This is a genomic window from Pseudomonas sp. Irchel 3A18, from assembly GCF_900187465.1.
Classification (GTDB): Bacteria; Pseudomonadota; Gammaproteobacteria; order Pseudomonadales; family Pseudomonadaceae; genus Aquipseudomonas; species Aquipseudomonas cichorii.
This window is the reverse complement of record NZ_FYDI01000001.1, coordinates 635,108-662,003: the sequence shown is the minus strand read 5'-3', so window position 1 is coordinate 662,003 and position 26,896 is coordinate 635,108. Positions and strand designations below refer to the sequence as shown.

Below are 26,896 nucleotides of genomic sequence, written 5' to 3'. Positions count from 1 at the left end.
AGGCTGGACCCATGCTGCCAGAACTGACTCAATTTGAAGAAACCGTCCACTTGATCAATGACAGCGGGCTCCAGTTCATGGACTTCGCGGTCAAGCTTGATCTGCGTAACGAGCCCGCCGGGCGCTTTGCAAGGATGGGCAACACCCTGATCGCACGCCTGTTGCAGAATCAGGAAAGCAAACAGTACTTCCACTTCGGCCCGGTGGGCACGGCCAGCCAGTCTGGCGAAAGGCTGGCACAGTCACAGGCTCAGGAACGCCTGATCAGTGAGGTCGACGACGAAGATCTGACCCTGAGCATGCAGACCAGCCTCAGGCTGCTCGATGGATTATGGTTGCCCGTCCCCTTCTTTCGTTTCCTGCCACCAGAGCGTTATGACGAAGGCCCGACCAACTGGGCAAGGGCGCGTCTGGTCGAGCTTGAGCAAGCGGATGTAGACGGCAACACTCACCGCCTGACCCTGGCGTTCGACACCCGCGCCATGGCCTCGGCAGCAGGCATGCAGTACCTGGCGCCGACCCGTGACGACATCAATGCTGGTTCATCTTTCCGTCTGGCGTGCCATGCACGCCAGAGCCGCTGGTTTCTGGACCAGAAATGGGTGCAGGACTGGCTGGCGGAAATCTATCGCGAAGGCAACAAACATCGCCCCGGCGAAGACGTCGACGAGGAACTGGTCGAGCAGCGCCACATTGGTCACTACCTGAACTTGCTGAGCCTGATGGCCCGGCCAATTCCCGAGCAGCGTACCAGCGAGCCCGCACGCATCGAGGTACCGGAGGTCAAGCTCACCGCCAACGGCGTCGACTCCATCGACCCGCCCATTCCAGTAGATCTGGTGCTGGACGTCGGCAACTCACGCACCTGCGGCATCCTGATCGAGAATCACGGGCAATCCGGCGACGGGATGAAGCACAACTACATCCTGCAGATCCGTGACCTCGTACGCTCAGAGCGGGTTTACAACCAACCCTTTGAAAGCCGGATCGAGTTTTCCCAGGCCGCCTTCGGCAAGGAAAACTTTTCGGTACAAAGCGGTCGCCATGACGCTTTCCAGTGGCCGACCATCGCCCGCGTCGGAGTTGAAGCCGGACGTTTGTCCGCACGTCGCCGTGGTACCGAAGGCTCGACCGGTCTGTCGAGCCCCAAGCGTTATCTCTGGGATGAAAACGCCTACACCCACGGTTGGCGCTTCAACAACTCTTACGTACAGACCGACAACGAGCCCAAAGCCACTGCTGCGCCCTTCTCACACAAGATCACCAAGCTCGGCCAGGCGTTCTACAAGCTCAAGAACGAGGATGATCGCCTGCCCGCGTTCTCCCCGCAGTATTCTCGCAGTTCGCTGATGACGTTCATGCTCGCAGAGGTACTGACTCAGGCCTTGTCACAGATCAACAGCCCGGCGCAGCGGACCCGCATGGGCCACACCCAGCGGCCACGCCAGTTGTCCAGCATCACCCTGACCGTGCCGCCGGGCATGCCGCAAGTCGAGCGCAGTCTGCTCAATGACCGTCTACTGCAAGCCCTGGCGCTGGTCTGGAAATGCATGGGCTGGCACGAAGGCGACCTCGACCCGAGCAAGGCCAAAGGCCTGAATTCACCGGTACCGGCGCCACGAGTCCCATTGCCACGAGTAAAAGTGGAATGGGATGAAGCCACCTGTGGCCAACTGGTTTACCTGTACACCGAAATCCGCGAAAACTTTGCCGGTCATGCCCAGGAGTTCTTCGACACCCTCGCACGCCCGGACAAGGCCAATCGGGAGCAGATCACCCTGGCCAGCATCGATATCGGTGGCGGCACTACCGATCTGGTCATCACCGATTACGCGCTGGAGCGTGGTGCCGAGCATGCAAGCGGCAGTAACGTATCGATCATCCCCGAGCAGCGCTTTCGGGACAGCTTCAAGGTCGCCGGTGATGACATCCTGCTGGATATCATTCAGCGTTTCGTACTGCCGCCGCTGGAACAGGCACTCAAGGACTTCGGCGTGGTATCGCCACGCTCGCTGCTTTCGCGCTTGTGCGGCGATGAAAGTACCAGTGCTCAGGACGCCATTCTGCGCCAGCAACTGAACCTGCAAGTGTTCGTTCCCCTGGGCCTGCGCCTGCTCAAGGACTACGAGGCATACGACCCGGAATTGCCAAGCCCGGTCCATGACTACAGCTTCGCCGAGCTGCTGGAAAAAGACGCGATCAGCGAACGTATCCATGAATACGTGGCAGGTGGCGTACGCCGTATCGATGGTGGCCGTGACGGCTTCGACCTGGGCAAGGTCGTGCTGCGCATCGACTTGCCTGCCATTCATCAGGCCTTCCTCAAAGGCCAGATCAACCTGAGCAAGATTCTCGATGCCCTGTGCGAAGTGGTGTTCCAGTACCCTTGCGACGCACTGCTGCTGACCGGTCGACCATCGCGCCTGCCGGGCGTACAGGCTTACATACGCCGCAAGGTGCCGCTGCCACCGGGACGCATCGTGCCCATGAACGGTTATCGCACCGGCGGCTGGTACCCGTTCCACCGCAATGGCCAGATCGACGACCCCAAGAGCACGGCTGCCGTGGGTGCCATGCTGTGCCTGCTCAGCGAACAGCGCAAAGTGTCGAACTTCTATTTCAGCGTTGGCCGTCTCAAGCCGTACTCGACCATGCGCCATATCGGCAAGCTGGACGAAAACAATCTGGTCATCGACCACGACATGCTCTACCGGGACGTGATCAAGAGCGACGCCCAGGGCAATGAGTTCCTGCAACTGCACGAACCGCAACTGGAAGGTCCACAACTGCGGGTACTGGGCAAGACCCGTCTGGGTTATCGCCAGTTGAATGCAGAACGTTGGGTCGCGGCACCGCTGTACCTGATCGAACTCACCGAGCGCGGCACTCGCAAACTGGTGGGCAAACCCACAACCGACGGTAAAGAAGCCTGCCTGCTGTTGCGCTTTCGCGTAGAAAGCGCCGACGCAGATCGCAGCGACGCCGACATCATCGCCGAGACACTGATGATCGACGACAACATCGAAAGCAACGTCCTGGATCAATCCTTCGACCGTAAGGACGTAAGGCTGCAGCTCTACACCATGTTGAGCGCTGAAGGCGGTGCCTCCAACTATTGGCTCGACAGCGGGAGCGTGAGTCCGAAATGACTACTCTGACCACCGAACAGATTCAACTCGCACTCGCATGGACATCGGTACACAAGGGCGCTGGCCTGGCCCTGGACTGGGTGGAAGAAGTGGCGGGCAAAGTCGAGGAAGTGGCGGCCAAGGCTGTCCCGCTCAATCGCGACCTGCACCGTGCCCGCAATCTGGCACGCAGTCTGGGTCGAGTCTCCACCACCCCCATGGGCATAGGTTTCTTCGGTTTGTCCCAGGCAGGCAAGAGCTACCTGATTTCGGCTCTGGCCGCAGACAGCAAGGGCCAGCTTCTGACCCAGTTCGGCACCCAGTCACTGGACTTCATCAAGCATGTAAATCCAGTGGGCGGCGGCAAGGAAGCCACCGGTCTGGTCACCCGCTTTACCCGCCGTGCCGAGCCCGGCAAGGACCCTCAGTTTCCGGTGGAGTTGCGGCTGTTCCGCGAGATCGAGATCGCCATTATTCTGGCCAATGCCTGGTTCGAGGACTTCGATCATCAGCGCCTGAACAGCCAGATAACCGACTCGCACATCGACGCTTTGCTGCAACGTTTTGAAGATCACGCGGCGACCGAGCCGACGCCGGGGGTCAACAGCGATGACGTCGTGCTGCTCTGGGACTATCTGGAACACAACTACCCCAACGCCGTGCGCCCACTGAATGCCCGCTACTGGCCACGGGTAGTCAAGCTGGCTCCAAGGCTGTCGGTTCGCGAACGCGCCCAGTTGTTCTCCCTGTTGTGGGGCGGCATCAACAAGATGACCGAAACCTACGAGCAACTGGCAGCCGCCCTGCACCGCCTGGGTCTGGCCGAAACGGTCTTCGCACCGATCACTGCGTTGGTCAGCGAGCGTGACGGGCAGATGATCCAGACCAACAGCATCATCAACGTGGACATCCTCAGCCGCCTGGGCGGTAGCGGGGACAGCGCACTGGAAGTCCGTCCGGCCCATGAAGGCAACCTGCGTGCGCCGGTATCGGTAAGCAGGGCCGAACTGGCGGCACTTACCAACGAGCTGATTTTCCGCCTGGACAACGAACCGGCCAACGCCATCGTCAACAGCGTCGATCTGCTGGACTTCCCCGGCTACCGCAGCCGCCAGAAACTGATGAGCATCGACGAAGCCAGCGAAGTGGACAGCAGTGGCGCAACCAACAATCCGGTTGCAAAGCTGCTGCTGCGCGGCAAGGTCGCCTACCTGTTCGAGCGCTACACCAATGAACAGGAAATGAACGCGCTGGTCATGTGCACCAGCAGCTTCAAGCAGAGCGAAGTGGTCAGCGTGGGGCCAGTGCTCAAGAGCTGGATCGACAAGACCCAGGGCACCAGCGCCCAACAGCGGGATGGTCGTGCCAGCGGGTTGATCTGGGCCTTGACCATGTGTGACGGCTTCATCGGCGGCGCGCTGAACGGCGAGACAGTGCAGTTCCCCGAGTCCTGCGACAACATGCTCAAACTGACCATGATCGAGCGCTTCGGCAACGAAGAGTGGATGAAACAGTGGGGTAACACACCGTTCAAGAACACCTATCTGGTACGCAAGCCACGCTTCAAGACGAGCTTCATCGACCTGGCGACAAGTGGCGAAGAACTCGGCTTCAACGAATCATCCAAGGCCGCCTTGCAGGCCTTGCAGGAAGCCTTCAGCAATAACGAACTGGTCAAGCGCCACGTCGCCGAACCGCTGGATGCCTGGCAGGCGATGCTCAAGATCAACGATGGCGGCATGAGCCGCTTCAGTACCGCCTTCACGCCCGTGGCCGACATCAACTTCAAGTTGCAGCGCATCAAAGAGCAACTGGATGACTTGATGGTGAAATTGCTGCCGCGCCTTGAGGAGTACTACGAAGCCGGTGGCGAGGATGAACGGGCCAAGAAAAAAGCCATCGCCAACCTGATCGTCCGCCCCTTCGCCACCACCAAGCACGGTAAATACGTACTGGGTGAACTGCTTGCCTACATGGCAGTGCCGGAAGACCAGTTGCGTGACCTCTACCTGAACGGTGACTTCGACAGCCCGTCTATCGAAACCACAGAAGCGGCCCCCGCCAACAGCGCCCCGGAAGTGGAATACGACATTTTCGGTGACGCCGTTACCCCGGCAGCAGAAGCGCCGCCTGTCGCAGCAGCCGCGCCGCAATACCAGAGCCATGAACACCGCTTTGCCCGCGCCGCATTCAATCTGTGGGCAACGCACTTGCGTGGCCTCAGCCGTCGCCAGCATTTGCTCGACCTGCTGGAGTTGCCGTCCGAAGCCATTGCCTTGCTGGTCAAGGAGCTGGTGGTCTGCGCCGAACGCCTGGACCTGCCCTTGCAGCTCAGCCAAGCCCTGCTCAAGCGTGCCCAGAGCGGCGTGCGCAGGGAAAATCTGGTTCAGCGACAGGTGCTGACTGCACAACTGCTGCTCAACGACTTTGCCGCCTGGTTCGGTCATACCGCACAGCCAGCCAGTCAGCGGCCTGCCGGCCTTCTGGGCGCAAAGCAGCCGCTGTTCTCCTTCTATCAGAAGGAAATGCCAGGGCGTTTCCCGCTTCTGGCAGCGCAAGCAGACGACCAAAGCGTGATCTTTGCCGACGACTGGATTTCCGGCATTGCCATTCACACACAGAACAATGTGGGCCATCGCAAGGGCAAAGAAATCACGCCTGAGCAGAACGAAGCCCTGGGCCGGGTCATCCAGGCCTTCAAAACGAGATAACTCATGTCCATCACGATCAAACTCACTCCCTTGGCAACCCCCGCTCCAGGGCGCGCCTTTCTTCAAGTACGTGGCTGGGAACATGATGCTGGCAACCTGGAGTTCGCCATTCAGCGCAATCAGGATGACTACTACCTGCAACACGACCAGCAATGGGGCAATGCACCCTGCTGGTTTGCTCAGCATTTCGTGGAAGATGCCGATGGCGACTCGATCAGCTATCAGGCTGGCCCGGAAATCGTCGACCCCTTGCTGCTGAGTTCAGCCACTGGTGTATTCAACTTTCGCCTGCGCAGCCCGGATGGCAGCGCCGAAGATGAAAACCCGATGCGCCTTGCTCCCGGCTTGAACTCATCCCTTGCAGTGAGTGCAACCGGTGTCGGCGCAGCGCAAACCACTGTCAGCCTCGCGCAGCCACAGGTAATACCGCAACCGGCTCTCGAACCTGAGGAAGTACAACCGCTGCCCGAACCCGTCGCGGAGCCAACACCACCGGCACCGCCCGAAGCACCACAACCGACCAAAAGCCGTCTGCCCCTGCTGCTGATCGGCCTCCTGGTCTTGTTGGCTATCGCGGCAGGTCTGTGGTTCTGGCTCAAACAGCCAGTTGCTCCCGAGCCCGTTGTCGTTCCGACGACTCCAACGGTCATCGCAGAACCTGTGCCTGCCTCGGCAGTAGCCGCAGCGCCGTGCAGTGTCGAAGCATTGAGCCGCGAAACCGAACTGAACTTTGTCCAGGGCTGCATCAAGCAGGCACCGGACAGCGCGGCGCTGCTCAAGGTCATCGAGCTGGCCAAGGCCAACAAACAATGCGGTGTCGCGCAGCGGCTGTACGCCAATCGCGCCCAGGCTGGCAATGTCGAAGTGGCTCAAGCCTATGCCCGCGAGTATGACCCCAAGTACCTGCAACCCAGTGCCTGCTTCGCCACCCCGGACAATGCCACTGCCGCTTACTGGTACGAGACCATCCTCAGCTATCAGGCCGACAACGCCGAAGCCGCACAACGTCTGAAGGAACTCAAGCCGTGAGCCTGCGCAATGCTTCCCTGACTCTCGCCGCCTGCCTGTGTTTGAGCAGCGGTTACACTTTGGCCGCCGACAAACCGCTGCTGCAGGAAGGCAAGAAAACCCTGTTCCAGCGCGTACTCACAACGCCCGGATGCCACTTGAGCACAGCCGCCGGTGGCGCTCCCGGCGCGGAGCAACCGGCGTTCAGCCGCTTCTATGTCTATGAGCATGCCACCACTGGTAATGCTGAATGGCTGAAGGTCGGCCCTGACAGTTTCGGCAAGACCAGCGGCTGGTTGCCTGCTGCCTGCACCGTGGACTGGAAGATGCAGTTGACCCTGGCCTTCACCAACCCGGCCAACCGCGACCGGTTGATGTTTTTCAAGGAGCGCAAGACCCTTGAAGGCATCCTTGATGCGCCGGACCCGGTAAGCCATGTTGCCCCGCTGCGGGCCAAGCTCAAGCAGAACACGCTTGCGCCGGGCGTACTGGCCCAGGAGCCGGAATACTTCATCGACATGCAAAAGCAGTTCTATCTGCTGCCGGTCCTCAGTGGCGAAGAAGTCATGACCGAGGCAGGCTTTCGCACCCGTATTCTCAATGTCGCCTCGGTCAGCAAGGCTGATTCGGCAAATCTCGGGCAAGCGGGCCAGACCGGTGCAGCACAGGGTCAGGGGCAGCAGCCTGTAGACGCCGCCAGCCAGCTCAAGGAGTTCAGCGCCGCAGTAGTGTTCGTGATCGATTCGACCATATCCATGGACCCTTACATCGAGCGTACTCGCGAAGCCATCAGCAAGGTCTATGCGCAGATTGCCAAGGAAAACCTTGGCCGCCAGGTGAAGTTCGGTCTGGTCGCATTCCGCTCCAGCACCCAGGCAGTACCGGGCCTGGAATACGTCACCAAGATGTACGCCGACCCCAATACCGTGAAAGACGGTGATGACTTCCTGGCCAAGGCCGCCGATCTCAAACAGGCGAAAGTGTCGAGCAAAAGCTTCGACGAAGACTCGTATGCCGGTGTCATGCAAGCCATTGAGCAGGTGGACTGGAGCCCCTTCGGCGCTCGCTATGTAGTGCTGATTACCGATGCTGGCGCTCTGGAGGGAGACGACAAACTGTCCAAGACAGGGCTGAATGCTGAACAGGTGCGCATCGAAGCCAGTAACCCCGGCGTGGCCATCTATACCCTGCACTTGAAAACCGCTGCCGGCGTCAAGGACCACGCCAAGGCCGAGGCCCAGTATCAGGCACTCTCCACCTACACCGGCACCAACACCTCGTTGTACTACCCGGTCGATGCCGGCGACCTGAATACCTTTGGCAGCAAGGTCGATACCCTGGCCAGCGCCATTACCAGCCAGGTGAAAGCCGCCTACATGGGCAACGATGCCATTGGCAGCGCCATGAACGCCAAGGCCACCCCCGCCGAACAGAAAATGCTCGACGATGCGGCGCTGATCGGTCATGCCATGCGCCTGGCCTATCTGGGTGAGAAAACCGGCACTCAGGCACCGCCGGTCTTCCAGGCATGGATCGCCGACCGTGACCCGATCAAGCAGAACGTCCCGACCACTGATGTGCGGGTGCTGCTGACCAAAGCACAGCTCAGTGACCTCAGCGATGTGCTGAAAAAAATCCTCGATGCCGCCAACGAAGGTCTGATTTCCCCGAGCGAAATGTTCGACCGCCTGCGTTCGGTTGCCGCCACCATGGGCACCGACCCCAACCAGCTCAAGCAAAACGGCACCGCCAAACTGTCGGAGCTCGGCGTGCTGGGAGAGTACCTGGAAGACCTGCCCTACCACAGTGAAGTATTGAACCTGGATGAAGAAACCTGGAAAAGCTGGGATGGCCTGGCTCAGGAAAAATTCATTCGCACCCTTTCGACCAAACTGCGCCATTACCAGGTGTACAACGCCGATGTGGACCGCTGGGTATCACTGGCAGAAGGAAGCGACGCCCGTGACAACGTCTACCCCGTGCCGCTGGAAATGATGCCCTGACATGCTCCGGATCAAGGGACTGAAGATACAGCGAGGCGTCGGCGCAAACGCGCACCGGGTTTATGTGCCGGAGTTGAATCTGGCACGCGGCGCAGTGCTGGCAATTACGGGTGAGAGCGGTTGCGGCAAAAGCACACTGCTCGAAACGCTGGGGCTGCTGCTGGCTCCCGAAGCACTTGGGCAGTATCACTTGGACAGTCAGGACATTGCTGCCCTGCTGGCCGCCGACGATCAAGTGGCACTGGCCGATGTACGCGCCCGCTCACTGGGTTTTGTGCTGCAAAGCGGCGGGCTGCTGCCTTTCCTCAAGGTCAGGGAGAATATCAACCTGCCCAGGCGCCTACTGGGGCTGAGCAACAAAAGCGATCATGTAGAACGGGCCATCGCGGCCCTGCATCTGGAACCCTTGCTGGAGAAGCTGCCTCAGGCGCTGTCCATCGGTGAGCGACAACGGGTTGCCTGCGTGCGCGCCATTGCCCATCAACCACAACTCCTGCTGGCCGACGAACCCACAGCAGCACTCGACCCCCACAATGCACGGCAACTGTTCGAGTTGCTGCTCGGGCTGGTGGAGGAACTGGGCCTCAGCGCGCTGGTGGTTTCCCATGACTGGGGGCTGGTGGACAGCTTCGGTCTGCCGCGCCTGAATGCAGTCAACCTGCGGGGGGAAACGCGCTTTGAAACGGTCCATTGAGCGCCTCTGCCTGTTGGCAGGCCTGGCTCTGGCCGACCTCTGGCATGACCGAAAGGTGTCCTTGTGCATAGCGGCCTCGCTGGTGGCAGTGATTGCTCCCCTGCTTTTGTTGTTCGGACTCAAGCATGGCGTGGTCAGCCAGTTGCAGGGTGAGTTACTGCGCGACCCACGCAATCTGGAAATCAAGCTATTGAGCAGCGGCAACTATGACCAGCAATGGCTGAGCGCACTGCAACAGCGGCCGGAAACCGGTTTTGCTCTTGGTATGACCCGCTCGCTCAATACCCAAGCCGACCTGATCGGCAGCAAAGGCCGTTTTGTCGACAACGCCGAAATCATTCCCACCGCTGTCGCAGACCCGTTATTGAACATGCCTGCCAGCGCACTTCTGCCTGGCCAGGTGATTCTCAGCTCTGCGGCTGCCGAACGTCTTTCCCTGATAACCGGCGATACCCTGCGCCTGCGTGTGCAGCGACGTCTGGACGGAGCCCTTGAAAGAGGCGAAACCTCCCTGACCCTGGTTGCCACCCTGCCCGCTACGAGTTTTTCGCGTCCGGCGGCATTCGTCCATCCCGAACTGTTGCTGCAACTGGAGCGCTTTCGCGATGGCTATGCGGTCGATGCCCTTGGCGCCACAAGCGGCCAGCCAGCAGAACGCCGGACGCCCCGCTATGCTCGCGCCCGCCTGTATGCACGAGACATCGAAAGTGTCGCTCCGCTGGAGCGCTGGCTGAACGCACAGCACATTGAAACCGGTAGTCGACTGGCCGATATCGAGAATGTCAAAGCGATAAACCACGTGCTGGGCGTAATCTTTGGAGTGATTGCCGGTGCAGCCTTGCTGGGCTGTATCGCTTCGTTGGTGGGCGCCTTTCTCGCCAATATCGATCGCAAGCGCCGCAGCCTGGCTTTGTTGCGACTTCTGGGTTTTACCGGCCCGGCCGTTGCAGGCTACGTGATCTTGCAAGCCGTAGTGCTCGCATTGGCAGGCTACCTCGGCGGCCTGTGTTTCTACCTTGCCGGAAGCCAGGCCTTTAACCAACTACTGGGTGGCCAGCGCATCACCGGCAGTTTCGTTTGCCACATCACCCCTTTGCACGGCCTGGCAGCGCTGGCGCTCGCCCTTGCAGTCGCGGCGCTGGTCGCACTGGTCGGTGCCACACGGGCTATCAGAATCCAACCTGCGGAGAGTCTTCGTGAACTCTAGACACTGGCGCCACTTGCTGTTTGTGCCACTGACCCTGGCCAGCCTTCAGGCTTCGGCTGCCTGGGAAGAGAAACTCTACAACCCAATGCCCGCTGCAGAAGATGTGGTATTGCCCATGCCTTGCGAGGGCGCCATGGTGTTTCGCAAAGTATTCATTCCCCTGGCAGGCCCGCTGGACGACTACCCCATCAATATAGGTGGCGACAACAGCGAATGGGGCTACGTGGAACAGACTCACCCGGCATTCATAGCGGGCAGCTTCACCGCCGAGAAAACCGCCAGATCGCGTTACTACCTGCTGGCCAAATACGAGATGACGGACCTGCAATACCGCGCCCTGACGCAGGCAGAATGTCCGACGCCCTCGAACAAGCAACGGTTGCCAGCGGTATCCCTGAGCTGGATGCAGGCCATGGAAGCCGCCGACAAATACAACCTGTGGTTGCGCCAGAACGCAGCCGACAAGTTGCCTAAGGAAGATGGCGTAGCCGGTTTCGTGCGCTTGCCGACCGAAGTGGAATGGGAGTTTGCCGCTCGCGGCGGGCTGAATGTCAGCACTGCCGAGTTCCGGGATCTGCGTTATCCGATGCCAGACGGGCTGAACGCTTATGAATGGTTCGCCGGTGCCCAGTCTTCCAATGGCCAATTGCAACTGGCAGGCCTGCTCAAGCCAAACCCTCTGGGCCTGCACGATATGCTCGGCAACATCGATGAGATGATGTTCGAGCCGTTCCGCCTGAACAAGCTCGACCGCCAGCACGGTCAGGCCGGTGGCTATGTGGTGCGCGGTGGCGACTACCGCACGGCTCAGGGTGAGTTGCGTAGCGCTTTGCGCAAGGAGCGCAATTACTACGAAGACAAGACTGCCGCTACCAGCAAGACTACAGGCCTGCGTCTGGCACTGGTGTCCAGCACTCTCACCTCCCGCGAACGGGTCAGCAGTATTGAAAGCAGCTGGAAAAAACTTGGCACCGGCAGTGGCGAAACAGCTCAGGGTAACGACAAGAATGCCGTGCAGACGCTTGGCACTCTGGCTTCGGGCGTTGCCGACGAAGCCCTGAAGGAACAGCTCAAGACCCTGGAAAACCAGTTGCGCGCCAGCAACCAGCAGCAGGAAGAAACCCGTGACCAGGCCATACGCGCCAGCCTCAATCTGGGTGCGTTCCTGTGCACCAAGATGCTCGACGACGGCAAATACCTGGACTTCCTGCAGAAGAACTACGAGCTCAACTGCTCGGCAAGCGAGCAGGACAGCAGTTGCCCGATGCGCAAAAGCAAACTCAACGAACAGAAAGATCGTCTGCACAAGCTAAGCCGCTACTACGCCAGCAGTCTGGTGGATTCCGGCACCCTTTATGGCGAACCGCTGCTGGCCCGACAAGTACCGATCATGGGTGAAATCGTCGCCCGCAACGAACAGCTCAAAGAGCTCAAGCCGTATCTGCAGACCCACTGGGTCAATCAGCAGGCCTTTCTCAAAACCCAGAAAATCGACACCGATGCCTGGCTTGGCCGCTGCAAGGCCGTCAGTCAGTAATTCGATGCACCTTTACCACCAGGAGCTGTAGCATGAAACAAGTATGTGATTATCTTCCCAAGGCCATGCTAGGTCTGTTTCTGTCCGTCAGTCTGGTACTGGGCGGTTGCGCTCACACAGGCAGCAATATGCTTGGCGAGACCGGCACGGCACCCGACCCGCGCCTGACCCAGAGCGCCGACGCCAAGTTCTTCTCCACCTCAGGCCTGACAGCCTGTGCCGGTGCTGCTGGTGTGGGCATTCTGGCCTGCGCAGTAGCCAGCCCCAACGACAAGGTCAAATGCATGGTGGTAGCCGGTATCGCCGCGTGTGGCGTGGCCATGGGTGCCAACTATTACTACGACTATCGCCGCAGCCAGTACTCCAACACGACCCAGCGTCTGCAGTTGATGAATGACGAAGTCAAAGCCGATACCGATAAAGTCGCCTTGCGTACCGCCACCCTGCAGCAGGTGATCAGCGACGACAAAGGCCGTATCGCCGATATCCAGAAGTCCATCCAGAACAAGACTGTGGACAAGGCCAAGGCCCAACAGGAAATCGCAAGCGTCGACAGCAACCTGACGCAAATGCGCAAAGACCTGGATGGCATGCGCAACAAGGTGACCGAGTACCAGAAAACCGCGCAACTTGAGCGCACCAACGGCGGCGGCAAGCAAGTTACCGAAATCGAAGGTGAAATTGCCAAGATGAACACCAAGGTCGCGTCCCTGCAAAAAGAAGTCGACGGCCTTTACAGCCAGCGCTCAGCTATCACTCTGGGTTGAGGTGGACATGATCATTCGCGCATTGCTGGTCAGTTCAGGGCTGTTGCTGTTGGGTGGCTGTGCCACTCAACCGGGTAGCTGCGACTCAAACAATACCGAGGCCAGCCTGATCACCAAGATGAACTGCGATCATTCGGGTGGCTACAGCGACCAGATCCGCCAGCGTGAGCAGGCCTTGGCGGCGGCACGCAACGAAAACGCCGCCTTCCACGAGGTCTACGACAATCTGGTGGCCCAACAGCAAGCCACCAGCAAAAACCTGGCCGAACAACAACGCCAACAGGCCGTGCTGGACACGTCCATGAGCAAACTGCTGGGTCAGCTCAAGACTCGTCATGCCAACAAGTCCCAGGTCCAACAGCAGATCGCCGACCTGGAAAAGCAGATGGCCACTCAGAAAAAACTCACCGCCAGCACAGATCCGTCAGTAATCGAAGCCCGCAAGCTGGAGCTCAAAACCCTGCAGCAGAAGGTTTCAAGGCTGCAACTCAGCCTCGGCTACGAATGACCCTTTCTTGAGGCCCTGCGGGGCCTCTTCCTGTTCTGGACCCGCACCATGCAACGCATCACCCGCGACGCCACATCCCATCCTCCAGAACTGCTGCGTAGCCTGGAAAGCAAGGTCGAACTGCTGCACCGTCACTTTCCGCCCAGTGTTGCCAGCCTTTATGCCATCCCGCGAGCCGGAACCCAGGACACGCTGCAATGGTGGTCGGAACTCGGAGGCCAGCCGCTGGCCTATGAAAGCCTTGGTCCCACAGCACGGCAAGCGCTTCTGGCTCGCTACGAACAACGCCAGCAGGCCATCCAGCAATTGGCGGATGAGCTGAAAGCCCGCGGCAAGACCGAGGATTCTCAGGCACTGAACACCCTGATCGGTGCGCCGGATCTGGACAATCTCTACAGCCTGAACGACGAACCGGTAGTGGTTCGCTGGGGCCTGAAACCCAAATTGCCCCCCGTTTCCAGTCCCATACCTACGCCTCCACCCGCGTCTTTGCCCAGAGTGACGCCAAATCGCTGGTGGCTGCGCATTCCCCTGTGGTTGTTATTGTTGCCTTTGCTGCTTCTGTTGCTGTGGCTGCTCTGGACCTGGCGAGGCAGCTTGTGGAACCTGATTTATCCAACGCCTGTAGAAAGTTATGCCTGCACTGCAAACGCGCCCAAACCGGATTTCGTGGTGGTGCTGGACACCTCCGGCTCGATGAACATCAACATCAATGCAACGGCCGCAGACGAAGAATGGCTTTTTCAGGTAGGCCAGAACCTGCCTGAAACCAACCCTAGAAAAGCCCGTCTGCTGGCAGAACCCACGCGCATGACCGTGGCCAAGCAATCCTTTGCGGCCATGATCGATCAACTGCACCCGGACATCGATACCCGCCTGATTACCTTCAGGGGCTGCACCAATACGGTGGATCAGGGCTTGTTCGGCCGCAACGCACGGCCACAACTGATTGCCGGCGTCAACCAGCTCCAGGCAGATGACGGCACACCTCTGGCAGCCAGTCTTGCCAAGGCAGCCAGCAAGGTCGACGGGCGCTTCACGGATGCGGTGGTGGTGATGTTTGTCGACGGAGAAGATGGTTGTGAGCAGAACGCTTGCGAGGTGTCGGCACGTATCGCCAGCCAGCAGCCAAGGCTGCGAGTGAATGTGGTCAATATCAGTGACAGCGCCCTGTCCAACTGCATCGCCGAAAACACGGGAGGCCGAGTTTATGCGGCAAACAATGCCGTAGAGGTGCAGCGCATGCTGCGTGAAGCCATGGATGAGGTATCGGACAAACCGAACTGCTCGGGCGAGCAGAGGCCATAACGGACCGGAGAATGGCCTGAAGCGGCTTGCACCGCTTCAGGTTGTTACTTACCGGAATGGCTTCAGACGTCGAAGCGATCCAGGTTCATCACTTTGGTCCAGGCCGCAACGAAGTCGCTGACAAACTTCTCCTGGGCGTCAGCACTTGCATAGACTTCGGAGATTGCCCGCAGTTGAGCGTGGGAACCGAAGACCAGATCGACGCGTGTACCGGTCCATTTCACCTGACCGGTCTTGCGATCACGTCCCTGGAAGGTGTCGTTAGCGCCTGAAGTCGCATTCCACGCGGTCCCCATATCGAGCAGGTTGACGAAGAAGTCATTGGTCAGGGCCTCTGGCCGCTGGGTAAACACACCATGCTGGCTGCTGTCGGCATTGATATTCAGAACCCGCAGGCCTGCCAGCAGCACGGTCAGTTCCGGTGCGGTCAGGGTCAGCAGTTGCGCCTTGTCCACCAGCAGCGCTTCGGCCGATACCTTGTAGTTGCCTTTCAGGTAGTTACGGAAGCCATCGGCGATGGGCTCGAGGAAACCGAAGGATTCGACGTCTGTCTGCTCCTGGGAAGCGTCGGTGCGGCCCGGTGTGAACGGGACCTTGACGCTCTGCCCGGCATTGCTGGCCGCTTTTTCGATGCCTGCGCTGCCTGCCAGGACGATCAGGTCGGCCAGGGAAATCTTCTTGCCGCCAGCCTGTGCGCTGTTGAATTCGGCCTGAATCCCTTCAAGGGTTTTCAGCACTTTCGCCAGTTGCTCGGGCTGGTTGACCGGCCAGTCTTTCTGCGGAGCCAGACGGATACGCGCACCGTTGGCACCGCCGCGTTTGTCGGAACCCCGGAAGGTCGACGCCGATGCCCATGCGGTGGACACCAGTTGCGAAACAGACAGGCCCGAAGCCAGGACCTTGCTCTTGAGAGCGGTAACGTCGCTGTCATCCACCAAGGCATGGTCGAGTGCTGGAAGCGGGTCTTGCCAGAGCAGTTCTTCGGTGGGGTTTTCCGGCCCGAGATAACGTGCCAGCGGCCCCATGTCGCGGTGGGTCAGTTTGAACCAGGCACGGGCAAAAGCGTCGGCCAGTTGATCCGGGTTGGCGAGGAAGCGACGGGAAATCGGCTCATAGATCGGGTCGAAACGCAGTGCCAGGTCGGAGGTCAGCATGCTCGGCGCATGTCGTTTTGAAGGGTCGTGGGCATCAGGCACAGTACCGGCGCCCTCGCCGTTCTTCGGTGTCCACTGATGCGCGCCTGCCGGGCTTTTGGTCAGTTCCCAGTCGAAGCGGAACATGTTTTCCAGGTATTCGTTGCTCCACTTCGTTGGCGTGGACGTCCAGGTCACTTCCAGACCGCTGGTGATGGTGTCAGCGCCCTTGCCGGTGCCAAAGCTGTTTTTCCAGCCAAAGCCCTGCTCTTCCAGGCCAGCGGCTTCAGGCTCGGCGCCCACATGGCTTGCCGGACCTGCACCGTGGGTCTTGCCGAAGGCGTGACCGCCCGCGATCAGGGCAACGGTTTCTTCGTCGTTCATGGCCATGCGGCCGAAGGTTTCGCGAATATCCTTGGCGGACTCGACCGGGTCCGGGTTGCCTTCGGGACCTTCCGGGTTTACGTAGATCAGGCCCATCTGCACGGCGGCCAGCGGGTTTTCCAGGTTACGGCCTTCGCTGTCGGTGCGCTTCTCTTCGCTGCCATGCAGCTCAGGCTCGGCAACCAGAACGCCCTCGCCCGGTGGCTGAGTCTCCTTGCCATAGCGGGTTTCACCGCCCAGCCAGGTCTTTTCGGACCCCCAGTACACATCTTCTTCTGGTTCCCACACGTCAGGGCGACCGCCGGAGAAACCGAAGGTCTTGAAGCCCATGGACTCCAGCGCCACGTTGCCGGTGAGGATGATCAGGTCGGCCCAGGAAATCTTGCGGCCGTATTTCTGCTTGATTGGCCAGATCAGGCGACGCGCCTTGTCCAGGCTGACGTTGTCCGGCCAACTGTTGAGTGGCGCAAAACGCTGTTGACCCGCACCGGCACCGCCACGCCCATCGGCTGTACGGTAAGTGCCGGCACTATGCCAGGCCATGCGCACGAACAGCGGCCCGTAATGGCCGAAGTCGGCTGGCCACCAGTCCTGGGAGTCGGTCATCAGGGCATGCAGGTCTTTCTTTACGGCCTCCAGATCGAGGCTTTTGAACGCTTCAGCGTAATCGAATGCCTCGCCCAGAGGATCGGACAAGGATGAGTGCTGATGCAGGATTTTCAGATTGAGTTGCTCTGGCCACCAGTCTCGGTTCGTTGTACCACCACCTGCGGCATGGTTGAACGGACATTTTGATTCGGTTGACATTTACGGCTACCTCTTGGTCTGCATCCTGCTATCCGGCCAGGCCTGAAGCCCGGGCCGCGACAGATGATGTCTATGGCATATACAGAGCCCACGCTTGTATGGGCTCCGTTCTCACGGCGGTGCTCGTTACCGACCATCAAGTCACTGTCTCAGGGCTTGGGTCGGCATCGATTAGCCTAGACGAGTCCATGATGCAGAGCTAGAGAGGAATCTGACAGGCAACAAAAAACCCGCGGCCAACCTGATCGGGCGACAGCGGGTTTCGGGTGTTGCAGGGTTGCTTACCAGAGTTACTTGCTGTCAGGCAGCGCGTAAGCGATCACATAATCGCCACGATCAGGGGACTGACGAGCACCACCTGCAGTGATGACGATGTACTGCTTGCCGGTCTTGGGCGAGACATAAGTCATCGGGCCACCCTGGCTGCCAACCGGTAGACGGGCTTTCCAGGCTTCTTCGCCGTTGGCGGAGTTGAAGGCGCGCAGGTAGTAATCCTGAGTACCGGCGATGAATACCAGACCGCCTTGGGTGGACAGCGTACCGCCCAGCGTCGGCATGCCGATCGGCAATGGCAGGTGCATTTTGATGCCCATTGGACCGGTGTCTTCAACAGTGCCCACCGGCACTTGCCAGGCGACTTTCTGGGTTTTCATGTCGATGGCGGTCAGGGTGCCGAAAGGTGGCGCCTGACAAGGAATACCGGCCACCGACAGAAAGCGGTTCTTGTTCACGGCATACGGCGTGCCTTTGAGCGGTACTGCACCCATGCCGGTGTTCAGCGCTTCACCGCCGGACGAGGCCTTGGCATCTTTCTCCTGGGGAACCATCTGGATCCACAGGCCCAGACGCATGTCGTTGACAAAGATGAAGCCATGCACCGGATCAGTGGAAATGCTGCCCCAGTTCATGCCACCCAGGGAACCCGGAAAGCTCAGCGAGACGTCGGTGCCCGGCGCGGTGTACAGGCCTTCGTAACGCATTTTTCTGAACGAGATACGGCACAGCATCTGGTCAAACGGCGTTGCACCCCACATGTCCGACTCCGTCAGGTGTGGCGCGCCGATCTGCGGCATGCCCACCGACAGAGGCTCGGTTTTCGAGTAAGGCTCGTTGGGGATGTTGGACGGTTTGACCGGGATTTCGTCAACCTGAGTCAACGGCTGGCCAGTGGCACGGTCCAGCACGAAAATCTGACCGGCCTTGGTACCGATCACCACCGCCGGTACCTTGCTGCCATCGGCCTTGGTGAAATCGATCAGGCTTGGCTGCATGGGCAGGTCGAAGTCCCACAGGTCGTTGTGAACGGTCTGGTAGACCCACTTCTCCTCGCCTGTGGTCGCGTTCAATGCCAGCACCGAAGCACCGTATTTGTGATCCAACGCGGTACGCTCAACACCATAGATGTCGGTGGAAGAACTGCCCATGGGCAAGAACACGGTATTCATGGCCGGGTCGTAGGACATCGGTGCCCAGCTGTTGGGCGTACTGCGCACGTAAGTGCTGTCCGCAGCCGGTGCGTTCCGGTCCTGAGGATTGCCCGGATCGAAGGCCCAGCGCATTTCGCCGGTGACCACGTCAAAACCACGGATCACACCACCCGGCATGTCGGCCTGAACGTTGTCCGCAACGCGACCACCGACCACCACAGTAGTCCCGGCCATGAGCGGCGCGGAAGACAGTTGGTAGTAAGAGTCCGGAACCTTGCCCAGACCGGCTTTCAGATCAACCTGCCCGTTATTGCCAAAACCCTGGCAAAACTCGCCGGTATCGGCATCAACGGCTATCAGGCGCGCGTCGATGGTGTTGGTCAGCAGACGACGCTGGCAATTGGCGCCAACTGGTACGGAAACAGCTTTGGCAGGTGTGCTGCCATCGGTTGGCTGGGCAACGGCGGCTGTGGCATCAAAGTAAGCCAGGCCACGGCAACGCTGCCAGACCGCCGCCTGAGCGTTGATCTCGTTCTTCCACAGCTTTTTGCCGGTGTCGGCGTCCAGCGCGATGATGTTGTTGTGCGGGGTGCAGATAAACACCTTGTCGCCAATCTGCAGCGGAGTGGTCTGGTCTTCGGCACCATTGCCATTGCTGATTGCGATATCGCCGGTGTTGTAGGTCCAGGCTGGCACCAGTTTCGAGACGTTGCTGCGATTGATCTGGTCCAGCGCGGCGAAACGGCTGCCGCCTTCATCGTTACCGTAGTGCTGCCAGTCTTTCTGGGCTTTTGCAGGGTCGACGCTGGTCAGGCCCGGGCCGTTGCCGGTAGGTGAAACCGAAGCGTGAGGCACGAACATTCCCGCACCTGCCGCAACAATGGCGATGGCCAGAACACCCGCCATAGCATAAGAGGCACCACCGGCCTTCTGGCCATTCGCCTTGCACAACGTCGGATAAATCAGCGCCACCAACAGGCTCAGAACACCCAGAGCGAACAACCGCGAAATCAGCGGCCAGAAATTCAGCCCGGCATCGGCCAGCGCCCAAAGCACTGTAAGCACCATCACCGCAGTGAACAGCCAGACACCCGCAAGGCGTTGCCTGAAGAGCAGAACGCTCGATGCGATCAGGCCAAGACCGGCCAGCAGGAAGTACCAACTGCCGCCAAGCGTGACGAGGTAGCCGCCTCCTGCGGCGAAAAGCAATCCAAATACCAGTACACCCAGCGCGACAACCCGAATGGGCCAGTGACTGAAGAATGCTGAAGGTTGAGACTTAGTCATGTTGCATGATCCTGCTGATGCATGAACGCTTGAGAAAAACGGGGCTTTTCCGGCAGCTCAGAGGCAAAGCCCACGGTAGGATTTTCCGGCTCTGAACATCGGCATCGATGTCTGCGGAAATTATTAACTAAACGGTTACTTTTTTAACGATACCAAAAAAGCCGCCGGCTGCGTCAGATTGTCACCCATGCAAAATGAGAATGACCCTTACGAATTCGGTAACAATTCATCTGTCTGCGAAGGCAATGAAAGTGCCGATGGGAATCTTCAGCGACATTGGTCAGAATACCGAACAAAGAATTGTTCTCACCCGCAGGTGCTTCTCATGCAACCCCATCGCCCCGCTGGCACCCATGCCCATATCCTGGCCATTGAAGATGATCCGCTGCTGGCGGCTCATCTGCAGAACCATCTCAGCGAGCGCGGTTTTACGGTCACACTGCGCCAGGACGGCAAAGAAGTTCTGGAGTTGGTGCGCTCGGAAGATTTCGATCTGATCCTGATGGACATCATGCTGCCCGACAGCAATGGTCTGGAGATCCTGGCCCGGCTGCGTCAGCGTCAGCGCTTGCCGGTCATCCTCATGTCGGCACTGGGCGCCGAGCAGGACCGGATCGTCGGTTTCAGCCAGGGCGCGGATGATTACCTGCCCAAGCCGTTCAGCATGCTGGAAATGGATGTGCGCATCGACGCCATCCTGCGCCGTGTGGCATACGAGCATGAGGCGCAGACCAGGATTGGCAGTGACGAATCGCAATTGACCTTCGACGAACAACGCACCGATGTCTGCCTGAACGATCAATGGGCGGACTTGAGTACCACCGAATACCGGATTCTGGAAACGCTGGTGCGCCATACCGGCGAAGTGCTGGGCAAGGCTTTCCTCTATCAGCAGGCCATGCACCGGGCGTACTCGCAGCATGATCGCAGCCTGGACATGCATGTCAGCCGCATCCGCCGCAAATTGCAGGCCATCGGTTATAACGACAAGCGCCTGGAGACGGTGCGGGGCATGGGTTACGTACTGACCCGGTTGACGCCATGAAGCTGCCTAATTGCCACTCACTGCTGTGGAAACTCATCGGTGGCCTTGCCCTGCTCTGCCTGCTGATGGCCAGCCTGCAAACCGACCTGAACCGCAGACTCAACGAAGCGACAGAGCGGTTATCCGAACCGACCAAGCGTGCCCTTACCGACTACGCACGACGAGCCGAAGCCGCCTGGCAGAAGCGCGGCGCCAGCGGAGTCGACGAGGTTCTTCGCGAGCTGCGCAGTCGGGAAAAGGTCTGGGCCGTGGTCGTGGACCGGCAGCAGAACTCGCTGTCTTCACAGCCGCTGACAGAGCCGGAACTGGAAAGGCTGCATTTCGTACGCCGGCTTGATGGCATGGTGGGACGCCCCGGCGGTTTGCCCACTTTTTATATCCCCTTCAAAAACACCGAGGCGCGCCTGGTGATGGATCTGCCCGGCCACTTTCATCCTCGTCAGCACAACGAGCTGTGGGACCTGCTGCTGCAAAAAGTGCTTCCGACCAGCCTGGCACTGCTGCTGGCCGCTCTGCTGTACCGCATTCTTATCTCGCCCATCGTGATCCTTCACCGCCAGGCCAATGCCTTGAGCACCGGAGATCTGGCGGCGCGAGTCGAGCCGCAGGTAGCAGAGCGCCGGGACGAACTGGGCGAGCTGGCACGAGCCTTCAACCAGATGGCCGGGCGCCTGGAGAACACCGTGGTCTTTCAGCGCCGCCTGCTGCGCACACTGTCCCATGAATTGCGCACACCGCTCAGCCGCTTGCGGGCAGCCGGCGAGCGTGAACTGGATATCGACACCATGCGCCAACGCCAGGAACGCGAAGTGCAGATCATGGAAAAACTGATCAGCGACACCCTGGAACTCGTGTGGCTGGATACCGAACGCCCTGCTCTGCCGCTGGAAACCGTAGAAGTGAAGGAGCTGTGGAGTCTGTTGTGCGAGGACGTGTGCTTCGAGACCCACTGGCCCATGGAGCGGTTGCCATGCGACCTGCCGCCCGACTGCTACGTCAGCGGCAACCTGAATGGTCTGGCGCAGGTGTTGGAAAACATCCTGCGCAACGCCATTCGCCACTCGCCGGATAACGGCGTGGTGCGCCTGACCGGTTGCCGCGAAGGTGGCTACTGGCATTTGTGGATCGAGGATCAGGGGCCTGGCATCGAGCCCGAAAAACTGGAGCATGTCTTCCAGCCGTTCACCCGCCTCAACGCTGAACGCCCCGGTGGTGAAGGCTTCGGCCTCGGGCTTTCCATCGCCCGCAGCATCGTGGAACTGCAGAACGGTAAAATATGGGCCGAGAACGCCACACCGGGGCTGCGCCTGCATCTGCGTTTGAGAAGTGTATAAAGTGTAAAAAAGATTTACTCACATATGAGAATAAATACCATCTGCACCCAATCCGGCAGCAGAGAACCCGCTTAGCTCTGCACGCCATGTATGTCACAGGAGTGTTGCAGATGCATCCGCGATTCAAGCTCAGCCACCTTTGCCTGGCCTTGCTGGCCACCTGCCCGTCACTGGTGATGGCCGAAACGGCAGAGTCCGTCAGATCCGAAAAGACCGACGACTCCCTGCAACTGGCTGATACCCATGTGGTGGCCACTGCCGAGCAAGAACTGAAACAGGCATCGGGTGTGTCGCTGATCAGCGCCGATGACATCAAGAAACGCCCGCCGGTCAATGACCTCTCCGATATCGTGCGCAAGATGCCAGGCGTTAACCTGACCGGTAACAGTGCCAGCGGCGCACGTGGCAACAATCGCCAGATCGACCTGCGCGGCATGGGGCCGGAGAACACCCTGATCCTGATCGACGGCAAACCCGTCACATCGCGTAACTCCGTGCGCTACACCCGCTCCGGCGAGCGTGATACCCGCGGCGACAGCAATTGGGTACCCGCCAGCGAAGTCGAAAGCATCGAAGTACTGCGCGGCCCGGCTGCGGCCCGTTATGGCTCGGGCTCCATGGGCGGTGTGGTAAACATCATCACCAAACGACCGACCGAATCCCTTACCGGCTCGGTCACCGCCTACACCAACTTGCCGGAAGACGATGCAGAAGGCATGACCAAACGCACCACCTTCAGTCTGGCCGGCCCGCTGACCGACGCCCTCACCTTTCGCGTCTACGGCAACCTCAACAAGACCGATGCGGACGATGCCGACATCAACCAGGCGCACACCGATACGGCTTCCGGGGCATCGTTGGCTTCGGGTCGCGAAGGGGTACGCAACAAGGACATCAACGGCCTGCTGAGCTGGGCACTGGATACCAACCAGACCCTCGACTTTGAAGCCGGTTACAGCCGCCAGGGCAATATCTACGCCGGGGATGTGGGCACTGGCGGCACAGACGCGCTGGTCAATGGCAGTACCGTCAACAACTGGCTGGGCCGGGAAACCAACACAATGTATCGCCAGAACTTCTCGGTCACCCATAACGGTGACTGGGCGTTCGGCACTTCACGCCTGCTGGCGCAGTATGAGAAGACCCGCAACAACAGGTTGCTGGAAGGGCAGACCGGTAGCGTCGATGGCGATATCAGTGCCAATGCGGACAAGAGCACCAGCACCTATGACAGCTACCTGCTGCAAGGACAACTGGATATCCCGCTGGAATTCCTGCGCCCGCAGACACTGACTGTCGGCGCCGAGTGGAACCGCCAGGAGCTGGATGATCCCAGCACCATGGACCGCGACATCGGCACCACGCTGCCCAACTCGGCAGCCGGGTCGCGTCCGACCGACATGGACGCCACCATCATGGCTGTGTTCCTGGAAAACAATATCGAGCTGACACCCAAATGGTTTCTGACGCCGGGCGTACGTCTCGACCATCACGATCAGTTCGGCGCCAACTGGAGCCCCAGCCTCAACTCCTCCTACAAGCTGACCGATGACATCACTCTCAAAGGCGGTATTGCCAGGGCCTTCAAGGCACCGAACCTGTACCAGTCCAACCCGAACTACCTGTACCGCAGCAACGGCAATGGCTGCGCACCGAGCCTGAACTCAACCGGTTGCTATGTGCTGGGTAACGAAAACCTCGACCCGGAAATCAGCATCAACAAGGAACTGGGCATCAGTTTTGCGCGGGATGGCTGGAGCGCCGGACTGACCTATTTCCGTAACGATTACGAGAACAAGATCGTCTCGTCCAACGACCTGACCGGCAGGACGGTAAACAACGAAGCCATACTGCGCTGGGACAACGCCGAAAACGCGGTGGTCAAGGGCTGGGAAGGCAATGTCGGCGTCCCGCTGCTGGGCCAGAACGGCGATATCCTGAGTTGGAACACCAACCTCACCTACATGCAATCCAACGAGGACGATGATGGCAACCCGCTGTCGGTCGTACCCGAGTACACGGTCAACACCATGCTCGACTGGCAGGCCACCGAGGCGCTGTCCCTGAGCCTGACGGGCACCTACTACGGCAAGCAGGAGCCACGAGTCACCAACCCGCTGCGGGGTGTGGCCGTCACTGCACAGAACGAGCTGAGAACCCTCGATCCTTACCATATCTGGGGCATTGGCGGGACTTACGCGATCAACAAGAACCTGTCGATCGGTGCAGGCCTCAACAATATGTTCGACAAGCGTATCTATCGCGAAGGCGCTGGCACCAGTGCAGGTGCCAGCACTTACAACGAGCCGGGGCGCTCGGTCTATGCGTCCATCACCACGTCGTTCTGAAGCTGACCTGACGCTTGTAATGCAGGCCCGACCGGGAAACCGGTCGGGCCTGTGCACAAACGGCCTGATGAGTATCCCCCATGAAAACAAAATCCTTTTCCTGGTCCACCGTCTCCAGGATCGTCGCTGCGCTGCCGGGCGGTTATGTCTTCACCTATGCCTTTACCGCAGCCCTGGCGCGCCTGCTGCCACTGGACCAAGTTGATGCGCTGGTGGTTTCCACGTTGCTGTCCTTTGTGGTTTACACCCTCGTCATCCTCTGGGCTTTCAGTTGCCGCAGCGCCTGGCGGGTCTGGGTCGGGCTGACGCTGACGTTACCTCTGGCGGTCATCGGGTTCTGGCCGCAATTGCTGGAGCAACTGGCATGAAACACAAGACCCTCACTCAATCGCTGTCCTGGCTGCACACCTGGAGCGGACTGGTCTTTGGCTGGCTGCTGTTTTCGATCTTCCTCACCGGAACCCTGGCGGTGTTCGACAAGGAAATCGATGGCTGGATGCGACCGGAAATCCCGGCGCACTCGTTCGATCAGACGCAAGTGACGCAGCGCGCACTCGACTACCTGCAAGCCCATCACCCCAAGGCCAGTGCCTGGAACATCGGTCTTCCCAACGAGCGATCACCCAGTCTGGTGGTTTCCGCCGGGGAACAGCGACGCGGTGGCGGCACCTATCTGGACCCGTACACCAGCGAACCTCTGGATGTACGCGCGACGGCAGGTGGCGGGTTCTTTTTCCTCTTTCACTTCACCCTCAACCTGCCGCGCAACATCGGCATCTGGATCGTGGGCCTGGCCGCCATGGTCATGCTGGTGGCACTTGTCAGCGGCATTGTGATTCACAAGAAATTCTTCAAGGAGTTCTTCACATTCCGCCCGTCCAAGGGACAACGCTCCTGGCTGGACGCCCACAACGCCACGGGCGTGCTGGTGCTACCGTTTCACCTGATGATCACTTACACGGGGCTGGTGATTTTCTACTTGATCTACATGCCTGCGGCGATGGACGCCCTGTTCGACGGCGACCGCGATGCCCTGAGTCGTGCAATCCGTGGCGGACCGGTAATCGAGCAACAGGGTCAACGGCCCCCAAGACATGAAGAGGCAACGAGCCCAACACCGCTGACGCCATTGGGCCCGCTGCTGGCCGAGGCAGAACGTGTGATGGGGCCGCTGGCCGGATTTTCTATCCAGAACCCCGGTAGCAGCGCTGCCAGAATCGAAGTACGCCCGGTGTTCGGCAACCGTATCGAACTGACCAAGGGCCAGAGCATGCTGTTCGATGGCGTGACCGGCAAGACGCTGCGCCAGCCTCCAGAGAGTCGCCCAAGCCTGCTGACCCAGAAAGTCATGGCCGGCCTGCACTTCGCCCAGTTCGGCGGCTACCCCATGCGCTGGCTGTACTTCATCTGCGGCCTGGCCAGTTGCGCGATGATTGCTACCGGCATGGTGCTGTTCACGGTCAAACGACGTAGACGCCACGACAGTGAGGGTGCCATCGCCGCCGTGCTCTACCACACAGCCGAACGCCTGAACGTCACCGTGATCGCTGGCCTGATGCTGGCCTGCGTCGGCTTCTTGTGGGCTAACCGCCTGCTGCCGACAGAACTGGCCCAGCGCGGCCAGTGGGAAATCCGCGTGTTCTTTATCGTCTGGCTGCTGAGCCTCGGCCACGCCATTGTCCGCCCATGGCTCAACGTCTGGCGCGAACAACTGGCCCTCACCGCCCTGCTCTGCATCAGCCTGCCGCTATTGGCACTGACCACCACAAATCGCGGCGAACATTTCGCTCTGGAAGCCACGACCGTAGTCCTCGGCATCCTGCTGGGCTGGACCTGCTGGAAAATCGGCCAACCCGCCAAGGAACGCCCCACAAAACACCCCTCCACCACCACAGCGCAGGTCAACTGAATGAGCATCGCATTGATCACAAGCCTGCTCCTGGCCTACAGCGGCATGCTGGGTTTGTGCCTGGGGCTGGAACGGCATTACAAGCAACTGTCGCAACGCCCAGCCTCCAAAGCCTTGCGCTACACACTGCGCACCGCCGGTTGGTTGTCATTGGCGGGCAGCTTCTTCACCAGCGCTCAGGTCTGGGGTTGGGCCATGGGGCCGGTGGGCTGGCTGGGGCTGGTTTCGATGACAGGCCTGGCGCTGGTCTTGTTGCTGCCGTATGCGATACGACTGGCCGTTGGAGTGAGTGGTGCGGGTTGGCTGTTGCTCGGGGTGTTCACCCTCTCGGCGTAGGAGCGAACTCATTAG

General features: G+C 59.8%; 18 protein-coding genes. 16 read left to right on the top strand and 2 right to left on the bottom strand.

The genetic code is table 11. The features are described from left to right. Window positions 1-11: 11 nt before the first annotated feature. Genes CKW23_RS02800 through CKW23_RS02755 form a run of 10 tightly spaced genes read left to right on the top strand, consistent with a single transcriptional unit; the run spans window position 12 to window position 14,871 of the window. Window positions 12-3,149 (top strand): virulence factor SrfB, encoded by a 3,138-nt coding sequence (locus tag CKW23_RS02800; protein ID WP_025260431.1) that lies wholly within the window; start codon window positions 12-14, stop codon window positions 3,147-3,149. Further along, window positions 3,146-5,839: a putative virulence factor gene (locus tag CKW23_RS02795; RefSeq protein WP_095066987.1), complete on the top strand. Its 2,694-nt coding sequence runs from the start codon at window positions 3,146-3,148 to the stop codon at window positions 5,837-5,839. The genes CKW23_RS02800 and CKW23_RS02795 overlap by 4 nt, the downstream gene beginning before the upstream one ends. Before the next feature lie 3 nt (window positions 5,840-5,842). After that, window positions 5,843-6,868, top strand: a complete 1,026-nt coding sequence (locus tag CKW23_RS02790) for a hypothetical protein (RefSeq protein ID WP_095066986.1) — start codon at window positions 5,843-5,845, stop codon at window positions 6,866-6,868. Window positions 6,869-6,870: 2 nt separating this feature from the next. Beyond that, complete coding sequence (locus CKW23_RS02785; protein WP_371856544.1) at window positions 6,871-8,850, top strand: vWA domain-containing protein; 1,980 nt, start codon at window positions 6,871-6,873, stop codon at window positions 8,848-8,850. Between the two features lies 1 nt (window position 8,851). Next, entirely contained in the window at window positions 8,852-9,544 is a 693-nt protein-coding gene (locus CKW23_RS02780) for an ATP-binding cassette domain-containing protein (RefSeq protein WP_095066984.1), read from the top strand. After that, a complete protein-coding gene (locus CKW23_RS02775; protein WP_095066983.1) occupies window positions 9,528-10,751 on the top strand; it encodes an FtsX-like permease family protein in 1,224 nt (407 codons plus the stop codon). Before CKW23_RS02780 ends, CKW23_RS02775 begins: the two co-directional genes overlap by 17 nt. 28 nt (window positions 10,752-10,779) lie before the next feature. Beyond that, a complete protein-coding gene (locus CKW23_RS02770) occupies window positions 10,780-12,288 on the top strand; it encodes an SUMF1/EgtB/PvdO family nonheme iron enzyme (protein ID WP_095067016.1) in 1,509 nt (502 codons plus the stop codon). Between the two features lie 32 nt (window positions 12,289-12,320). Continuing rightward, a complete protein-coding gene (locus CKW23_RS02765; RefSeq protein WP_025260438.1) occupies window positions 12,321-13,055 on the top strand; it encodes a hypothetical protein in 735 nt (244 codons plus the stop codon). 7 nt (window positions 13,056-13,062) lie between these two features. Next, on the top strand, window positions 13,063-13,563 hold the full coding sequence (locus CKW23_RS02760) for a hypothetical protein (protein ID WP_095066982.1): 501 nt from the start codon (window positions 13,063-13,065) through the stop codon (window positions 13,561-13,563). Between the two features lie 48 nt (window positions 13,564-13,611). Beyond that, window positions 13,612-14,871: a VWA domain-containing protein gene (locus tag CKW23_RS02755; protein ID WP_025260440.1), complete on the top strand. Its 1,260-nt coding sequence runs from the start codon at window positions 13,612-13,614 to the stop codon at window positions 14,869-14,871. A gap of 62 nt (window positions 14,872-14,933) precedes the next feature. Here CKW23_RS02755 and katG read toward each other — a convergent pair whose 3' ends face one another. Together katG and CKW23_RS02745 are read right to left on the bottom strand one after the other, a co-directional pair. Further along, complete coding sequence (katG, locus tag CKW23_RS02750; protein WP_025260441.1) at window positions 14,934-17,195, bottom strand: catalase/peroxidase HPI; 2,262 nt, start codon at window positions 17,193-17,195, stop codon at window positions 14,934-14,936. 290 nt (window positions 17,196-17,485) lie between these two features. Beyond that, window positions 17,486-19,909 carry a glucose/quinate/shikimate family membrane-bound PQQ-dependent dehydrogenase gene (locus tag CKW23_RS02745; protein WP_025260442.1) on the bottom strand — a complete coding sequence of 808 codons (2,424 nt, stop codon included), beginning with the start codon at window positions 19,907-19,909 and terminating at the stop codon, window positions 17,486-17,488. Between the two features lie 325 nt (window positions 19,910-20,234). Here CKW23_RS02745 and CKW23_RS02740 point away from each other — a divergent pair, with 325 nt between their 5' ends. The 6 genes from CKW23_RS02740 (at window position 20,235) to CKW23_RS02715 (ending at window position 26,881) form a co-directional block, all read left to right on the top strand. Then, window positions 20,235-20,954 (top strand): response regulator transcription factor, encoded by a 720-nt coding sequence (locus CKW23_RS02740; protein ID WP_025260443.1) that lies wholly within the window; start codon window positions 20,235-20,237, stop codon window positions 20,952-20,954. Then, window positions 20,951-22,288, top strand: a complete 1,338-nt coding sequence (locus CKW23_RS02735; protein ID WP_025260444.1) for a sensor histidine kinase — start codon at window positions 20,951-20,953, stop codon at window positions 22,286-22,288. The genes CKW23_RS02740 and CKW23_RS02735 overlap by 4 nt, the downstream gene beginning before the upstream one ends. A gap of 110 nt (window positions 22,289-22,398) precedes the next feature. Beyond that, window positions 22,399-24,636, top strand: coding sequence for a FepA family TonB-dependent siderophore receptor (locus tag CKW23_RS02730; protein WP_025260445.1), 2,238 nt, complete (start codon window positions 22,399-22,401; stop codon window positions 24,634-24,636). Window positions 24,637-24,716: 80 nt separating this feature from the next. Beyond that, window positions 24,717-25,004 carry a DUF3649 domain-containing protein gene (locus CKW23_RS02725; protein ID WP_025260446.1) on the top strand — a complete coding sequence of 96 codons (288 nt, stop codon included), beginning with the start codon at window positions 24,717-24,719 and terminating at the stop codon, window positions 25,002-25,004. After that, entirely contained in the window at window positions 25,001-26,545 is a 1,545-nt protein-coding gene (locus tag CKW23_RS02720) for a PepSY domain-containing protein (protein ID WP_095066981.1), read from the top strand. The genes CKW23_RS02725 and CKW23_RS02720 overlap by 4 nt, the downstream gene beginning before the upstream one ends. Continuing rightward, window positions 26,546-26,881 carry a DUF3325 domain-containing protein gene (locus CKW23_RS02715; RefSeq protein ID WP_025260448.1) on the top strand — a complete coding sequence of 112 codons (336 nt, stop codon included), beginning with the start codon at window positions 26,546-26,548 and terminating at the stop codon, window positions 26,879-26,881. Window positions 26,882-26,896 lie beyond the last annotated feature (15 nt).

Excerpts from the sequence above, each read along its gene's own strand:
- CKW23_RS02755 (WP_025260440.1), top strand. The coding sequence starts at position 13,612 with ATGCAACGCATCACCCGCGACGCCACATCCCATCCTCCAGAACTGCTG.
- CKW23_RS02720 (WP_095066981.1), top strand. The coding sequence starts at position 25,001 with ATGAAACACAAGACCCTCACTCAATCGCTGTCCTGGCTGCACACCTGG.
- CKW23_RS02725 (WP_025260446.1), top strand. The coding sequence starts at position 24,717 with ATGAAAACAAAATCCTTTTCCTGGTCCACCGTCTCCAGGATCGTCGCT.
- katG (WP_025260441.1), bottom strand. The coding sequence starts at position 17,195 with ATGTCAACCGAATCAAAATGTCCGTTCAACCATGCCGCAGGTGGTGGT.
- CKW23_RS02735 (WP_025260444.1), top strand. The coding sequence starts at position 20,951 with ATGAAGCTGCCTAATTGCCACTCACTGCTGTGGAAACTCATCGGTGGC.
- CKW23_RS02780 (WP_095066984.1), top strand. The coding sequence starts at position 8,852 with ATGCTCCGGATCAAGGGACTGAAGATACAGCGAGGCGTCGGCGCAAAC.
- CKW23_RS02715 (WP_025260448.1), top strand. The coding sequence starts at position 26,546 with ATGAGCATCGCATTGATCACAAGCCTGCTCCTGGCCTACAGCGGCATG.
- CKW23_RS02765 (WP_025260438.1), top strand. The coding sequence starts at position 12,321 with ATGAAACAAGTATGTGATTATCTTCCCAAGGCCATGCTAGGTCTGTTT.
- CKW23_RS02795 (WP_095066987.1), top strand. The coding sequence starts at position 3,146 with ATGACTACTCTGACCACCGAACAGATTCAACTCGCACTCGCATGGACA.
- CKW23_RS02730 (WP_025260445.1), top strand. The coding sequence starts at position 22,399 with ATGCATCCGCGATTCAAGCTCAGCCACCTTTGCCTGGCCTTGCTGGCC.
- CKW23_RS02800 (WP_025260431.1), top strand. The coding sequence starts at position 12 with ATGCTGCCAGAACTGACTCAATTTGAAGAAACCGTCCACTTGATCAAT.
- CKW23_RS02740 (WP_025260443.1), top strand. The coding sequence starts at position 20,235 with ATGCAACCCCATCGCCCCGCTGGCACCCATGCCCATATCCTGGCCATT.
- CKW23_RS02745 (WP_025260442.1), bottom strand. The coding sequence starts at position 19,909 with ATGACTAAGTCTCAACCTTCAGCATTCTTCAGTCACTGGCCCATTCGG.
- CKW23_RS02790 (WP_095066986.1), top strand. The coding sequence starts at position 5,843 with ATGTCCATCACGATCAAACTCACTCCCTTGGCAACCCCCGCTCCAGGG.
- CKW23_RS02760 (WP_095066982.1), top strand. The coding sequence starts at position 13,063 with ATGATCATTCGCGCATTGCTGGTCAGTTCAGGGCTGTTGCTGTTGGGT.